14 protein-coding genes are annotated in these 14,454 nt (G+C 71.6%); 7 read left to right on the forward strand and 7 right to left on the reverse strand.

Translation table 11 applies throughout. The annotated features are described in order from the left end of the window. Positions 1 to 225 precede the first annotated feature (225 nt). The 3 genes from ACWDD7_RS29905 to ACWDD7_RS29915 form a co-directional block, all read right to left on the reverse strand. Complete coding sequence (locus ACWDD7_RS29905) at positions 226 to 645, reverse strand: hypothetical protein (RefSeq protein ID WP_450459698.1); 420 nt, start codon at positions 643 to 645, stop codon at positions 226 to 228. A 142-nt stretch (positions 646 to 787) separates the two neighbouring features. After that, positions 788 to 1,009 (reverse strand): ferredoxin, encoded by a 222-nt coding sequence (locus ACWDD7_RS29910; protein WP_351880804.1) that lies wholly within the window; start codon positions 1,007 to 1,009, stop codon positions 788 to 790. Between the two features lie 7 nt (positions 1,010 to 1,016). Next, on the reverse strand, positions 1,017 to 2,207 hold the full coding sequence (locus tag ACWDD7_RS29915; protein WP_450459699.1) for a cytochrome P450: 1,191 nt from the start codon (positions 2,205 to 2,207) through the stop codon (positions 1,017 to 1,019). Between the two features lie 135 nt (positions 2,208 to 2,342). Between ACWDD7_RS29915 and ACWDD7_RS29920 the strand changes: the two genes are divergently transcribed. After that, on the forward strand, positions 2,343 to 3,008 hold the full coding sequence (locus tag ACWDD7_RS29920; protein WP_450459700.1) for a TetR/AcrR family transcriptional regulator: 666 nt from the start codon (positions 2,343 to 2,345) through the stop codon (positions 3,006 to 3,008). 567 nt (positions 3,009 to 3,575) lie between these two features. On the opposite strand, the gene ACWDD7_RS29925 is transcribed toward ACWDD7_RS29920, so the two are convergent. Further along, complete coding sequence (locus ACWDD7_RS29925) at positions 3,576 to 4,244, reverse strand: TetR family transcriptional regulator (protein WP_450459701.1); 669 nt, start codon at positions 4,242 to 4,244, stop codon at positions 3,576 to 3,578. Between the two features lie 69 nt (positions 4,245 to 4,313). Here ACWDD7_RS29925 and ACWDD7_RS29930 point away from each other — a divergent pair, with 69 nt between their 5' ends. Next, on the forward strand, positions 4,314 to 5,195 hold the full coding sequence (locus ACWDD7_RS29930) for an SDR family NAD(P)-dependent oxidoreductase (protein WP_450459702.1): 882 nt from the start codon (positions 4,314 to 4,316) through the stop codon (positions 5,193 to 5,195). An 18-nt stretch (positions 5,196 to 5,213) separates the two neighbouring features. Here the strand turns inward: ACWDD7_RS29930 and ACWDD7_RS29935 are convergent, their stop codons facing one another. Next, positions 5,214 to 6,002, reverse strand: a complete 789-nt coding sequence (locus ACWDD7_RS29935) for an LmeA family phospholipid-binding protein (protein WP_450459703.1) — start codon at positions 6,000 to 6,002, stop codon at positions 5,214 to 5,216. Then, positions 5,978 to 6,505, reverse strand: a complete 528-nt coding sequence (locus ACWDD7_RS29940) for an LmeA family phospholipid-binding protein (protein ID WP_450459704.1) — start codon at positions 6,503 to 6,505, stop codon at positions 5,978 to 5,980. The genes ACWDD7_RS29935 and ACWDD7_RS29940 overlap by 25 nt, the downstream gene beginning before the upstream one ends. 168 nt (positions 6,506 to 6,673) lie before the next feature. Here ACWDD7_RS29940 and ACWDD7_RS29945 point away from each other — a divergent pair, with 168 nt between their 5' ends. Continuing rightward, entirely contained in the window at positions 6,674 to 7,456 is a 783-nt protein-coding gene (locus ACWDD7_RS29945; protein ID WP_392213314.1) for an SDR family NAD(P)-dependent oxidoreductase, read from the forward strand. A gap of 9 nt (positions 7,457 to 7,465) precedes the next feature. On the opposite strand, the gene ACWDD7_RS29950 is transcribed toward ACWDD7_RS29945, so the two are convergent. Further along, positions 7,466 to 8,971 carry an MFS transporter gene (locus ACWDD7_RS29950; protein ID WP_450459705.1) on the reverse strand — a complete coding sequence of 502 codons (1,506 nt, stop codon included), beginning with the start codon at positions 8,969 to 8,971 and terminating at the stop codon, positions 7,466 to 7,468. A gap of 172 nt (positions 8,972 to 9,143) precedes the next feature. On the opposite strand from ACWDD7_RS29950, the gene ACWDD7_RS29955 reads away from it, so the two are divergent. The 4 genes from ACWDD7_RS29955 to ACWDD7_RS29970 all read left to right on the forward strand — a co-directional run. Then, on the forward strand, positions 9,144 to 9,416 hold the full coding sequence (locus tag ACWDD7_RS29955; protein ID WP_351881002.1) for a hypothetical protein: 273 nt from the start codon (positions 9,144 to 9,146) through the stop codon (positions 9,414 to 9,416). Between the two features lie 129 nt (positions 9,417 to 9,545). Then, positions 9,546 to 11,042, forward strand: a complete 1,497-nt coding sequence (locus tag ACWDD7_RS29960; protein ID WP_450459706.1) for an MFS transporter — start codon at positions 9,546 to 9,548, stop codon at positions 11,040 to 11,042. Between the two features lie 302 nt (positions 11,043 to 11,344). Beyond that, a complete protein-coding gene (locus ACWDD7_RS29965) occupies positions 11,345 to 12,394 on the forward strand; it encodes a LacI family DNA-binding transcriptional regulator (protein WP_450459707.1) in 1,050 nt (349 codons plus the stop codon). A gap of 752 nt (positions 12,395 to 13,146) precedes the next feature. Further along, positions 13,147 to 14,454: glycoside hydrolase family 5 protein (locus tag ACWDD7_RS29970; protein ID WP_450459708.1), on the forward strand; the 1,308-nt coding region annotated here is incomplete at its 3' end.

The following is a 14,454-nucleotide window of genomic DNA, read 5'->3' on the forward strand; positions in this document are numbered from 1 at the left end:
GCCAGTGACTGTGCGGTCTGCCGCACGTCCGGGTCTCTGTGAGGGTGATCTCTGTGAGAGTGATCCACACTCTTTAAGTATCACCCGCCTATATAGGAACCCTATGAAAATCTTCGTAAGGAGTTCCGGAGCGGGGAACGGATCGGGCCGCAGACCGTCCGGACATGCCCGGTGCCGGGACGGACGACCCGTCCCGGCACCGGTGTTCCGTGGAAAAGCGGCCGCTCAGAGCACCGTGACCTCGAAGACCGGGGACGCCGTGCCGCCGCTGACCATGCGCAGGTCGTTCCTGCCCTTCAGGCCCAGCTCGACACGCAGCGCGTAGGAGCCGCTGCGGTTGACCGGCGTGGAGGCGGGCAGGGTGACCCACTTGCCGCGCTGCTTCTGCTGGAGGGTCACCTTGCTTCCCGCCTTGATGCCGGTCGTCTTGCCCGTGACCCGGAACAGCGTCCAGGCGCGCACCGAGGACACGGACGGCGTGGCCGTGATGGCGGGCTTGGTGGCCGCGGCCGTGCGGGCGTCGGCGGGAGCGGTGGTGTGGGCGGCCGGGGTGGCCGCCATCGCCGTGCCCGCGAGGGCGAGAGAGGTCGCGCCGAGGACGCCGACGACGGCGAGGCGCAGGGAACGCCGCTTCGTGACCATCATGAATCTGTCCTTTTCTGTGGTGAGTTCAACTGTTCACGCCAAAGGAGAGGAACATGCCGATTGGCGCGGTCACTTGAAACGACGACACCACGAGGGCGGGCGTTCACTGACGGTCTGTCCTCGTTCTGTAACAGCCGCGGGGTCAGTCCCGGGGCCCGATCTCCTTCCCGTCGGCGTCCCGGACGGTGATGGCCTGCATCGGGCAGATGTCCGCCGCGTCCAGGGCGCGTTCGTCGCCGTCCGGAATGTGCTCGCGCACCGGATGCGAACGGTCGCCGTCGAGGGTGAACAGATCCGGCGCGGCCCCGGCGCACATGCCGGAACCGATGCATCGGCCGGGGTCCACGCGCAGCTGCCAGCTCATCGCCGCCTCACCAGCCCACCGGCATGACACGGGGCCCGCGCACCAGCATCTCGGTCTTCCAGGTGATGTCACCGGCGACGTGCAGCTCGGGGAAGCGGGCCACCAACGCCCCGATGGCCTCCTGGAGTTCGAGCCGGGCGAGCGGAGCGCCGAGGCAGTGGTGCACGCCGTGGCCGAAGCCCAGGTGCGCGTTGCCGCCGCGGGAGATGTCGAGTGTCCCGGCGTCGGTGAAGCGCAGCGCGTCCCGGTTGGCCGCGCCGATGGCGACCAGCACCGGCTCCCCGGCCCGCACCAGCGTGCCGCCGACCTCGATGTCCTCCGTCGCGTAACGGGCCTGCCCCGCCCCGCTGCCCAGGGGCACGAACCGCAGCAGCTCCTCGATCGCCTGCGTGATCAGCGCGGGCTCCGCGCGCAGCCGGGCCAGCGCCTCCGGGTGATCGAGCAGCGTGAGCACGAAGTTGGGGATCTGCGTGGCGGTGGTCTCGTGCCCGGCCACGAGGATGCCGACGCACAGGTCGACCAGCTCCAGCTCCGACAGCCGGTCGCCGTGGTCGCGCGCCTCGATCAGCGCCGTCATCAGATCGTCCTGTGGCGCCGCGCGGTGCGCGGCGATCAACTCGGCCATGTAGGCGCGCAGTTCCTCGCGGTTGCGGTCGAACTCCGCCGCCGTCAGCGAGCTGGTGGACAGTGCCGCGTCGCTCCACACGCGGAACTGCGGCCGGTCCCGCTCCGGCACCCCGAGCAGCCGGCAGATCACCGCCACCGGAATGGGCAGGGCGTAGCGGTCGACCAGATCGACGGGCGGGCCCGCCGCCTCCATCGCGTCCAGCAGGGACGCCGTCAACTCCCGTACCTGCGGCCGGAGTTTCTCCACCTGGCGCACGGTGAACGCCTTCGCGACCAAGGAGCGCAGCCGGGTGTGGTCGGGCGGGTCCATGCTGAGGATCCCGCTGTCCCGGCGGCCCTCGGAAGCCCGCGGCTCGTCGTGTTCGAGGCTCAGCGCGCGGCTGAAGCGCTGGTCGCCGAGGACCAGCCGGGCGTCCGCGTACCGGGTGGCGAGCCAGGCCGGCTCCCCGTACGGCATCCGCACGCGCAGCAGCCCGGGGGTGTCACGTGCGCGGTCGTACGCCTCGGACAGGTCCAGGTCCGAGCCGGAGTTGAAGGGGTAGGCGAGGGGTGCGTGGTCCGTTGCCGTCACAGCTGTCTCCCTTGTGTAAGCACACGCTTACAACGCTAGGAGCTGCGCACCGACGGCGCAACGACGCTAATCGGCCGTTACTCTGCGGGTCCTCGGCAGACGCGCGCGGGCGCGGGGCGGCAGAAGGAGCAGCGGGTGGACGGCGGCGAGCACACGCAGGGCCAGGACCGGAGTGCCGGCGGTGCCCCGGGCGGGGAGCCGCCGCAGCGTCCGCGCGACGCCCGGGAGACCCGCGCGCGCATCCTCCGCGCGGCCGGCGCGGTCTTCGCCGAACGCGGATACGACGCGGCCACGGTCCGCGACATCGCCGCCCGCGCCGGGGTGAACCAGGCGCTCATATTCCGCTACTTCGGCTCCAAGAAAGCCCTGCTCGCCGAGGTGATGGCCCAGGACGGCAAGGAGCAGGTGAGCACCACGCCGCCCGAGCGGCTGTTCGAGACCGCGCTGCGTGGCGTCCTCGCCGAGGGCGGCGCCGGCGCCGACCGGCTGCTCGCCGTCTATCTGCGCTCCATCGGCAGCGCGGACGCCGCCCCGGAGACGGTCCGCGCGCTGGGCGAGGAGTACGCCGCCGCGCTCGCCGCCCTCTCCGAGGCCGACGACGGCACCCTGCGCGCCCAGCTCGCCATGGCCTGGCTGCTCGGCATAGGCCTGATGCGGGTCGTCGTGCGCCAGGAACCCCTGGCGAGCGCCGAACCGGACGCCGTCTGCGCACACGTCCTCACGGCCCTGGACCGGCTGCTGCCGATGCCGCCCGGCGGAGAGGCGCGGACGGGGGAGCAACGGCCGGGCGTGCGGTCGTAAGACCCACGGGTACGACACCCACCGGGGCGACATCGCCTCCGGCGCCGGAGCCGGCCCCGGGGCGCGGGTCCGCCCCTTGGCGTGGGGTTCGCCGCGGGGCGAGGAATTCGGCCCCCTGGGGTCTCCCTGGGTGAGGGGGGCTGGTTCTTGGTGTGTGGTTCGGGCCCTTGGTGTGGGTCGGCCTCCGGGTGCGGAGTTGGTTCCGGCTGCGCGGTCGCCCTGTGGCGTGGGGTTCGCTTTCGGGTGTGGAATTCGGTCCCTGGTGTGGAGTCTCCCGGGGCGGGGGGCTGCGGGGTGTGTTCCCTCCCCTGGCGTGCGGGCCGTCGACCGGGCACGGCATTCGGTCCCCGACATGGAAGCCGGTCTCCGGTGTGATCCATCCCCGGTGCGAAAGCCGGTCCCGGGCGGGGATTCCGGTTCGGCCCCGAATCCGCCCCGGCCCCCAATCCGCCCCCGGCGCGACGGCCGCCCCCAGCCGTATCCGCCCCGGCGCGCAAGTCCTGCGCACCGCCGCGAAGGACGGCCTGACGGTCGGCGTCTACGGTTACGCGGCCCGCGGCCCGCGGCTCAGTCGGCCGCGGCCGACCGTACGCCGAGCCCCGTGAGATACGCGGTGAGCACCCGGTTCAGCCGCGGCTCCACCTCCACCACCGCATGCCCGAGCCGGGGATCGCTCGCGTACAGCTCGCGCAGGCGCGGGCCCGGCGTGGCCATCTGCCACAGTGCCCCGGCGAGACCGGTCGCCGTGGCGATCGTGTCGACGCCCTGCGACTCGTCGAGGCCGAGCAGCCGGCCCAGTTCGCCGCAGATCAGCTCGACCTCCTTCAGCGTGACGAGCTTGAAGGAGCGCACCGACTCGATCGACACGTTCCGCTCCAGGTTCAGCGGAGCCTGCGCGAGCAGGTCGCAGAACATGGGGCGCGCCCCCAGCGTGCCCGCGAACACGGCCGCGACCTCGGTGGGCGTCGCCTCGGCCCGTCGTCCCAGGTCGCCGCGCAGCTCGGCGGACCACTCGCGCCAGCCCTCGGCGGTCAGCGCGAGGAAGATCTGCTCCCGCGTCTCGAAGTAGCGCAGCAGCGCCGACTTGTGCATGCCCACTTCCGCGGCGATGTCCGTGAGAGTGACGTCCCGTACCCCCCGCAGCGCGCCGAGTGTCCGGGCGGCGTCCAGGATCGCCGCTTCCCGCGCCTGTTTGGCCTCGGCACTGCGCGCACGCTGAAAAGCAGGCTCACTCATGCAGGACATCATAGGAAGAGTTAAGGCAACGGTGTTGCGCTAATAAGAGAACAGTGTTGTACTAACCGCATGAGTGCACAGGATCCCAAGGTCTGGTTCATCACCGGTTCGTCACGCGGCTTCGGTCGTGCCCTGGTGGCCGCCGCGCTGGAGGCCGGCGACCGCGTCGTGGCCACCGCCCGCCGCCCCGAGACCCTCGCGGCGGACCTGGCCGCGTACGGCGACCGTGTCCTGCCCGTCGCCCTGGACGTCACCGACGCGGACGCGGCGGGTTCGGCCGTCGAGGCGGCCGTCGCCCGCTTCGGGCGCATCGACGTGCTGGTGAACAACGCGGGGTACGCGAACGTGTCGCCCATCGAGACGACCGAGGACGACGACTTCCGCGCCCAGTTCGAGACGAACTTCTGGGGTGTCTACCACGTCACCAAGGCCGCGCTGCCGGTCCTGCGCCGACAGGGGGCGGGCACCGTGGTCCAGTTCTCCTCGATCGGCGGCAGGGTCGGCGGCTCGCCGGGCATCGCGTCGTACCAGGCGGCCAAGTTCGCCGTGGACGGCTTCAGCCGGGTGCTGGCGACGGAGACCGCGCCGTTCGGGGTGCGGGTCATGGTGGTCGAGCCCAGCGGCTTCGCCACCGACTGGGCCGGCTCCTCCATGACCGTCCACGACATTCCCGAGGCCTACGACGCGACCGTGGGCGCGATGAACCGGCTGATGCGGCAGAACACGGCCGGCGCGGCCGGGGACCCGCGCCGCGCCGCCGGGATCATCGTCGAGACCGTGCGGCGCGGCGAGATCCCGAGCCATCTCCTGCTCGGGGTGGACGCCGTGACCATGGCGCTGGACCACTCCCGCCGTCAGCTCGCCGAGGCGAGCGCCTGGGAGAAGGTGAGCCGCTCGGCCGACTTCGGCGAGCCCTACCCCGCGCCGCTCCCGTCCGCGGAACCCGCGTGAACCCTGCCCACGGGCCGCTCACTTGCCCAGGAGCAGCCCCGTCCCGCTGACGTAGACGTGGATCCCGTCCTTGTCCACGGCGACCCGCTCGACCCGCAGCACGCCGGAGGGCGGCTCCGGGACCCGGAAGGCGAAGTCGAACCGGTCGGCGATCTGCGGACGGGTCAGCTTGGTCAGGGAGGTGAGCAGGGAGAGATCGACGCCGAGCCGCTTGAGCACCTCGGGGTGGGCGAGCGCCACGTCCACCAGGTTCACCCGGGTCAGCCGGTGCAGGAAGCGGGGCGCGCCGGTGAGCCGGTGGAGCTCGCCCTCGTCGTGCAGCGCGGCGTTCACCGCGCGGTCCGGCACGCCCATGCGGCGCGCGATCTCAGGGACGCCCAGCAGCGCCTTGATCTGGTCCGCCTCCTTGGTGATGCGGTGCGCCGCCGCACGGGTGAGGTGCAGCCCCTCGGTGCGGCCGGTGCCGGGCCGGTAGGTCGCGAGGTCGCCGATGTCCAGCCGCATCCCGTCCACCGAGGTACTGATGCCGCGGTCCCCGTCGCGCTGGATGCGGGCGTCGGCGCGCACCCGCACATCGTGCCCGGCCAGGCGCAGGGAGCCGAGCGCCCGGATCCGGCCCGGTCCGTGGGCGCTGAACGACACCTGGGAGGCGCCCAGTTCACGGTTCATGTCGGCGAAGGACAGCAGCACCTGCCCGTGCATCCGCTGAACGAGGGCCCCGCGTACGGCGGTCGGTCCGTCGCCGTCGACGCGTATGCCGCGTGCGGTGGCGGTGACCCGCGTCAGGGTGACCCGGTCGGCGGGCACGTCCGGGACGGTGACCTGGACCGAATCCAGCGCTGGTCGAGCAGTTGGGTCAGGAACGGGAAACCGCCGATCCGCACCTCGGGCGCGGCGGTCAGGTGCAGTCGGTCCTTGAGCCGGTCGGCGGCCTGGCGCTCGGCGTAGAGCAGCGCCCAGCGGTCGGCGAGGGTGACGAGGCAGGCGAGGGTGAGCACCCGGGCGAGCAGCCTGAGCAGGGTGGGCAGTCCGGTGGCCCGGTTGCGGCGGCGGCCCCGGCGCCTGTGGTTGGGTGGCGCCCAGGGGTCGTCGGCTTCCTCGTCGCGCGACTCCGGGGTGTCCTCCATACGGAGGAAGTCGTCCAGCGGACTGTCCGCGGGGCCGTCCGCCGGATCGCCCGCCCGGCCCTCCGCCGGATCGTCCGCGAGCGCGGCCAGTTCGTCGTACGGACTTCGCGCGGACGGAACCCCGTCGGGGTCAGGTCCGTCGGAGCGAGTGGTGTGATGCGTCGATGCGTGGGGGGTACGCATCGGCAGATTTGATCACATAACCCCACGGGGCTCGCAACTCTGACGAGGGCTCGGACGCGGAACGGCCTGATTCGCACGCGTTGTCGAGCCGCACTCAACCCGCCTGTGCGCAAACGCCGTTGGACAGTGGCGGCGACGGGCCGGCGAAGGACAGGAAGGAAGGTCTCCATGGCAAGGGACACCGGGCGTTTCGTGGGCAGGGCCGCGGTGGTGACCGGCGGCAGCCGGGGCATCGGGGCGGCGGTCGTCAGGCGCCTGGCGGCCGAGGGCGCGGCCGTCGTCGTCGGCTACCGCGACAACCGGGCGGCGGCCGACGCGCTGGTCTCCGCGATCGAGGCGGACGGCGGCCAGGCCGTGGCCCACGGCGCGGACGTGACCGATCCCGGCCAGAGCGAGGCCCTGATCGAGCGCGCGGTCGCGGAGTTCGGACGACTGGACGTGCTGGCCTCCTGCGCGGGCATCGAGCACTTCGGCGCCCTGGCGGACCTGACCCCGGCCGACTTCGACCGCGTCTTCGCCGTGAACACCCGCGGCCAGCTCTTCGCGGTCCAGCACGCGGCCGCCCGGATGGGGGAGGGCGGCAGGATCGTGCTCACCTCCTCGGTCAGCGCGTCCCGCGCGGTCTTCGCGCACACCCTGTACGCCGCGTCCAAGGCCGCCGTGGAGTCGATGGTCCTCAACCTCTCCGCCGAGCTGGGTCAGCGCGGCATCACGATCAACGCCATCGCGCCCGGCGGCACCGACACGGACATGGCCGCCGAGAACGCCGCCAGGTACCAGCACCCCCGGCTGCGCGGCGACATGCCGCTCGGGCGGTGGCTTTCGTTGCACGGCGCGCTCGGCCGCCTCGCCCGACCCGAGGAGATCGCGGCGGGCTACGCCTACCTGGCCAGCGACGACGCCGCGTACATGACCGGCCGTACGCTCCCCCTGGACGGCGGCTTCTTCTGATCCGGGCGGTCACGACCGCCCGGAGCGCACCGGGTCGTCGGCCACTTCGCGAGGCCTCACGTGGGTCGGCCGGTCCCGCCGCCAGTCGAACGTGGCGAGGGCCAGGGAGGCCACCATGCCGATGAGCGCGGCAACCAGTGCCAGGACGACGGCGGCGCGGTAGTCATGGTGCCGGCCGAGCACCAGGTAGTAGAGGCCGGGCAGGGCGGCCGTGCCCATCGCGGCCCCGAGCCGCTGTCCGGTCTGCAGCGCGCCGCCCGCCGCGCCCGCCATCCGCACCGGCACGTCCCGCAACGTCATCGTGAAGTTGGGGGAGACCACGAACCCGCCGCCGACACCGCCGAGGAACAGCACCGGGGCGGCGACCCAGGGAGCGATGCCGAGGTCCACGTAACGCAGCAGCAGCGCGGTGCCGCCCAGGCCGAGGATCACGCCCGCGAGACCGCACACGGTGAGCAGACGGCCCAGCCGCTCCACCAGCCGCCCCGCGATGACGGCCGCGACCGACGAGCCCACCGCGAACGGGGTCACGGCGAGCCCGGACCGCAGCGGGGAGAAGCCCAGACCATGCTGGTAGAAGAGCGCGAAGACCAGCCACACCCCGCTGAAGCCGATGAAGTACAGCGTGCCGACGCCCGCGCCGACCGCGTAGCCGCGCACGGTGCTGAACAGGCGCGGATCGAGCAGCGGCTGGTCGCCCCTGGCCACCAGACGCCGCTGCCACTGGGCGAAGGCGACGAGCATCAGCGCGCCCGCCGGGAACAGCCACCACAGCCGGTCGATCCCGCCGGATTCCGCCTGCACCAGCGGATACATCAGCGCGAGCACCCCGAGCCCGAGGAGCAGGACACCGGTCGCGTCCACATGGCTGCGCCCCGACCCCTCGACGCGGGGCAGCAGCCGGCGGCCGAGCAGCACGGCGAGGACGCCGATGGGCACATTGACGTAGAAGATCCACCGCCATCCGTCGGCGCCCGAGGCCAGCGCCAGGATCGCGCCGCCGGTGATCGGCCCGACGGCCGACGAGATGCCGACGGTCGCGCCGAAGAACCCGAAGGCCCGCCCGCGTTCCGCGCCCCGGAACAGCTGCTGGATGAGCGCGGAGTTCTGGGGTGCCATGAATCCGGCCGCGAGACCCTGGGCGAGCCGGGCCACCACCAGCAGCGTGATGTTCGGCGCCGCCCCGCAGGCCGCGCTGACCAGCACGAAGGCGCTGAGCGAGAGCAGGAATATCCGGCGCCGGTCCAGGGCGTCGCCGAGCCGCCCGGCGGTGACCAGGGCGAGGGCGAAGGTGAGCGCGTATCCGGACACCACCCACTGCACCTGTGCGGGGGAGGCACCCAGAGCGTGCTGGATGGTGGGCAGGGCGACCGCCACGATCGTCACGTCCAGCAGGCTCATGAAGCCGGCCACGAGCGTGACCCACAGGGCTCGCCACCGCCGCGGATCCGGCTGGTAACCGGCCTCCTGAGCCCCCCGGCCGCGACCGTCCGCCGCTGGCGTCGACGTTGTCACCTGGGCTCCTCTCCGCTCGGACCCGCCCGGAGGAATCACGTTCCCCCGCCGGGTCACGGACACACACCTCTAGCTGCAACCGCAAAGGCCGGGAAGAAAATCCGCCCGGACGCGATTCGGTGACCCCATCGGCCAAGATCCCGTTGTCAGTGGTGGCTGCGAGGCTTGGACCATGAACGGCGACGACGAGCAGCTGCTGCGCGGCCGGGTCTACGGCCATGACCACGAGGACCCGGGCCCGCGCCCGGACCGCAGGTACGCCGAACTGGTCGGCGGCCCCCTGGACGGCCTGCTCCTGGACATCACCGACCGGGCCGACGACGCCTCCGCCGCGGGCGTTCCGCTTCCGACCGAGCTGGGCCGGTTCGGCACCGGCGGCCGGGCGATATACACCCCGCGCCCCGGTGATCCCACCCGCCTCGACTGGACCGGCGACATCCCCTGACGCACACCGACCGGGATCGTCATGCACTCATCGTAGCGGCGCGAGTACGGTACGAAGCGGCGAGTTTGAGCGCGCGAGATCTGCACAGGCGTTGGCGTGTGCAATGCGATCGGCGAAAGGAGCCCTGTGATGACGGCGACTGACCAGGACGATCCGGTGGATCCCGCCGCGGTCAGACGCCACCGCATGCTCTTCCGCGCGATCGAGAAGCGACGCCACCCCAAGCTGCGCCGCAGCGACATCACCGTGACCGACGAACCGGCGGTCAAACGCGCCACGAAGGCCGCGGCGCTCGGCAACGCGATGGAGTGGTACGACTTCGGCATCTACAGCTATCTGGCCGCGATCCTGGGAAAGGTCTTCTTCCCCTCGGGCAACCACACCGCCCAGCTGCTCAGCACCTTCGCGACCTTCGCGGTGGCCTTCCTGGTGCGGCCCGTCGGCGGCATGGTCCTCGGGCCGCTCGGCGACAGGACCGGCCGCAAGACCGTCCTCGCCCTCACCATGATCATGATGGCGATCGGTACCTTCGCCATCGGCGTGATCCCCTCGCACGACGCGATCGGCATGTGGGCCCCCGCCCTGCTGATCTTCTTCCGTCTGGTGCAGGGCTTCTCGACCGGCGGCGAGTACGGCGGCGCCTCCACCTTCATCGCGGAATACGCGCCCGACAAGCGGCGCGGCTACTTCGGCAGCTTCCTGGAGTTCGGCACGCTCGCCGGTTACGTCGGGGCGTCCGGGCTGGTCGTCGCGCTGACCGGTCTCCTCAGCGACGAGCAGATGCTGCACTGGGGCTGGCGCGTCCCCTTCCTGGTCGCGGCCCCGCTCGGCTTCATCGGCCTGTATCTGCGGCTCAGGCTGGACGAGACGCCGGCCTTCCAGAAGCTGGAGGGCGGTCAGGCGCGGGCCACCGAGGCCGCCGACGCCGTGGAGACCTCGGCCGCCGCCGATCTCGGCAAGATCTTCACCCGCTACTGGCGGCCGCTGCTGCTGTGCGTCGCGCTGGTGGCGGCGTACAACATCACCGACTACATGCTGCTGTCGTACATGCCGACCTATCTTTCCGACGCACTCGGCTACGACACCGACCACGGGCTGCTGATCCTGCTGATCGTGATGGTCCTGCAAATGTGCGTCATCAACCAGGTCGGCCGCCTCTCGGACCGTTTCGGCCGTAAACCGCTGCTGATGACGGGGATGCTCGGCTTCCTGGTCCTGTCCGTGCCGTCCTTCCTGCTCATCCGGCAGGGCGGCGTCGCGCTGATCGCGCTGGGTCTGCTGCTGATGGGCCTGTCCCTGGTGGCCATGCTCGGCACGATGTCGGCGGCTCTCCCGGCCATCTTCCCGACGCACGTCCGCTACGGCTCCCTGTCGGTCGCCTACAACTTCTCCGCCTCGCTCTTCGGCGGCACCACCCCGCTGGTGATCACCGCGCTGATCGGCGTCTTCCACACCAGTCTGATGCCGGCGTTCTACGCCGTGGGCGCCGCGGCCGTCGGCGTCATCGCCGTCCTGTGCATGCGGGAGACGGCGAACAAGCCACTGGACGGCTCCCCGCCGTCCGTTGAATCGGAGGCGGAGGCCGTGGAACTGGTCAGGTCCCAGTCACCCGACCCGAAGTTCTGAGACACGGCCGTCCCGCCGGACCACCGGTTTCTTCCGGATCACCGAGCTCGCCGAGCCCGGTGATCCGGCATGCGCGGGGCGAGCGGCCCGGCGAGGCCGAAGGGCGGGCCCCTCCTGCCCACCCCCTCCGGAACCGTGCGTTCACGTCGTTCACCCCGGGCTGTGGCCTGATCAAAGCGGCATTTATCTGGGAGCGCTCCCGTGGGAGCGCTCCCAGATTGGCATAATGAAGGTCCACCGTTCCCGCGGGTGTGTCAAGGGAACGGACACTCCGAGCTGGTGCGACTGACGGGTTGTCATCCATGGTGACGGGCAAGGGCACGACGGCTGCGGCCGAGGGGCGGGGCGGCCGGCCGACGCTGGAGATGGTCGCCGCGCGAGCCGGTGTCGGGCGGGGCACGGTCTCGCGGGTCGTCAACGGCTCCCCGCATGTCAGCGCCCAGGCGCGTGCGGCGGTGGAGGCGGCGATCGCGGAACTGGGCTATGTGCCCAACCGCGCCGCCCGCGCCTTGGCCGCCGACCGCACGGACGCGGTCGCCCTGGTCATCCCGGAACCGGAGACCCGGCTCGGCGCGGAGCCGTACTTCCTGGACATCGTGCGCGGCGTGAGCACCGAACTCGCCGACACGGACATGCAGTTGCTGCTCACCCTCATCCGGACCCCGCGCGAACGCCGACGCCTGGCCCAGCATCTGGAGGCCCGCCGCGTCGACGGGGTGCTGCTGGTGTCGGTGCACGAGAACGACCCGCTGCCCAGCCTGCTGGAGCGGCTGCGGGTGCCGACCGTGCTGAACGGCCGGCGCTCGGAGCGGGAATGGATGTCCTACGTCGACGCCGACAACGTCGGCGGCGCGCGGTCGGCCGCCGAGCACCTGCTCGGCATGGGCCGGCGGACCGTCGCCACCATCACCGGCCCCCTGGACATGTACGTCGCCCGCTGCCGGCTCGACGGCTACACCCAGGCGATGGACTCCGCGAGGCTCGGCGGTGACACCTCGCTGGTCGCCCACGGCGACTTCACCGAGGAGGGCGGCCGCGCCGCCATGCGGGCACTGCTGGAACGGCACCCCGGCATCGACGCCGTCTTCGCCGCCTCCGACGTCATGGCCAGCGGCGCTCTGCACGTCCTGCGCCAGTCGGGCCGACGCGTCCCCGAGGACGTGGCACTGGTCGGCTTCGACGACTCCGCGGTGGCCCGGCACGCCGACCCGCCGCTGACCAGCGTGGGGCAGCCGACCGAGGAGATGGGCCGCACCATGGCGCGGGTGCTGCTGGAGGAGATCGAGTCCCGCACCGGCGTCCGGCGCCATGTGGTGCTGTCCACGGAGCTGGTGCTCCGCGAGTCCGCCTGAGGCCGGTAGCGGGGATCGCCCCGGCGGCCGCATCCCGAGGCGAGGGCTTGCCTGGGCGTCCGCAGGCCGCGGAGGCGTGTGACCTGCCTGGTACCGGCAATCCATCCGGCCACGGGGGCCTGTTCCGGCTGCCGCACGCCGTCGAGCCGTGGGGGCCTGCCCGGCATCCGGATACCGCCGGCCCATGAGGGCTGCCCCGGTGCTCACTGCGTCAAACCGGGGGCGCGCGTGCGCGGCGCGCGGGCGTCGTCCGTGCAATTGCCGAATGGCTGTTTCTCCGCCTTGCCTTTGCCCCCGCTCGGTATCCGATCCCCGACGGCCCGCGGCGGATACCCGGCGGTAGGTCCGTGCCCCGTCGTGCATCGCCGCCGGATGGGGCGAGTTCACCGCGTTTTCGGGCGGTGACGACCCGCCGCCGTCGAGCGCTCCGGCCTCCTCGCCGAGAGGGCGCGTGAACACGCCATTGCGCCCAGGTTTCGCCGAGGCCCCTTCACAGCGCTGTTTCGAGTTGTTACTTTCCTCAGCGCTGGGAGCGCTCCCACGCTCAACGCTCTTAAACCAAGCCGAAGTCGGTCAACGCGGTACCGAGTGGCGGAAGCCTCCGGTCCGCCGGCACCGGGGCGGCGCTCCCCGGCGCAGTACCACCGCGTGCGAACCGCATGCCGAACCGCACCGCGGCGCAACGGCGCGCCACGCTGCGGCAGCGCTGTCAGCCAGCACGGGGGCACGCCATACAAGAGGAGTTGGCTGCTATGAGACCTGCGGACTTGGGCCCACCTCGGCGGTATACGGTCATCGGGGCCGTGGCCGTGATCCTGCTCGCCCTGCTGGCCGCCGTGACCGGTACGGCGCCCGCGCGGGCGGCGGGCACCGCGGGATCGGGCTACTGGCACACCAGCGGCCGCCAGATCGTGGACGCGAACGGCACCCCGGTACGCATCGCCGGGATCAACTGGTTCGGCTTCGAGACCGACAACCACGTGGTCCACGGCCTGTGGTCACGGGATTACAAGAGCATGCTCGACCAGATCGCCGCGACCGGATACAACACGCTGCGCATCCCGTATTCCGACGACATCTTCAAGGCCGGCACGGCACCGTCCAGTATCGACTTCTCCAGCGGCAAGAACGCGGACCTCCAAGGGCTCGACTCCCTTCAGGTCCTGGACAAGATCGTGGACTACTCGGGGCAGATCGGCCTGAAGATCATCCTCGACCGGCATCGGCCGGACTCCAGCGGTCAGAGCGCCCTCTGGTACACCAACAGCGTCCCGGAGTCGACCTGGATCGCCGACCTGAAGTCGCTGGCGAGCCGTTACGCGAACAATTCCACGGTCATCGGCATCGACCTGCACAACGAGCCGCACGACCCGGCCTGCTGGGGCTGCGGCGACACGAGCATCGACTGGCGGCTCGCGGCCGAGCGCGGCGGCAACGCGGTGCTGTCGGCCAACCCCGACATGCTGATCTTCGTGGAGGGCGTCCAGACGTACAACGGCGACTCCATCTGGTGGGGTGGCAACCTGGAGGGCGCCGGCACCTACCCGGTCCAGCTCGACGTGGCCAACCGCGTGGTCTACTCGGCCCACGACTACGCCACCAGCGTCGCCAACCAGCCCTGGTTCAGCGACCCGTCCTTCCCGAGCAACATGCCCGGCATCTGGGACAAGTACTGGGGCTACCTCTTCAAGAACAACATCGCCCCCGTCTGGGTCGGCGAGTTCGGCACGACGCTCCAGTCGGCCACCGACCAGACCTGGCTGAAGGCCCTGGTCGACTACCTCCGCCCGACCTCGCAGTACGGCGCCGACAGCTTCCAGTGGACCTTCTGGTGCTGGAACCCCGACTCCGGTGACACCGGCGGCATCCTCAAGGACGACTGGCAGACGGTCGACACCGCCAAGGACGGCTATCTGACGTCCGTCAAGGCGCCAGGGTTCGGCTCCGGTGGCGGTGGCGGCGGCACCGACACGACGGCTCCGTCGGCGCCGACGAACCTCGCGGTGTCGGGGACGACGGCTTCGAGCGTGTCGCTGAAGTGGTCCGCCTCGACGGACAAC

This window comes from Streptomyces sp. NPDC001056 (assembly GCF_053598955.1).

Coding starts and splice junctions, on each gene's coding strand:
- ACWDD7_RS29905 (WP_450459698.1), bottom strand. CDS start 645: ATGATGGTCACGAAGCGGCGTTCCCTGCGCCTCGCCGTCGTCGGCGTC.
- ACWDD7_RS29960 (WP_450459706.1), top strand. CDS start 9,546: ATGACGGCGACTGACCAGGACGATCCGGTGGATCCCGCCGCGGTCAGA.
- ACWDD7_RS29965 (WP_450459707.1), top strand. CDS start 11,345: ATGGTGACGGGCAAGGGCACGACGGCTGCGGCCGAGGGGCGGGGCGGC.
- ACWDD7_RS29955 (WP_351881002.1), top strand. CDS start 9,144: ATGAACGGCGACGACGAGCAGCTGCTGCGCGGCCGGGTCTACGGCCAT.
- ACWDD7_RS29910 (WP_351880804.1), bottom strand. CDS start 1,009: ATGAGCTGGCAGCTGCGCGTGGACCCCGGCCGATGCATCGGTTCCGGC.
- ACWDD7_RS29930 (WP_450459702.1), top strand. CDS start 4,314: ATGAGTGCACAGGATCCCAAGGTCTGGTTCATCACCGGTTCGTCACGC.
- ACWDD7_RS29940 (WP_450459704.1), bottom strand. CDS start 6,505: ATGCGTACCCCCCACGCATCGACGCATCACACCACTCGCTCCGACGGA.
- ACWDD7_RS29925 (WP_450459701.1), bottom strand. CDS start 4,244: ATGAGTGAGCCTGCTTTTCAGCGTGCGCGCAGTGCCGAGGCCAAACAG.
- ACWDD7_RS29945 (WP_392213314.1), top strand. CDS start 6,674: ATGGCAAGGGACACCGGGCGTTTCGTGGGCAGGGCCGCGGTGGTGACC.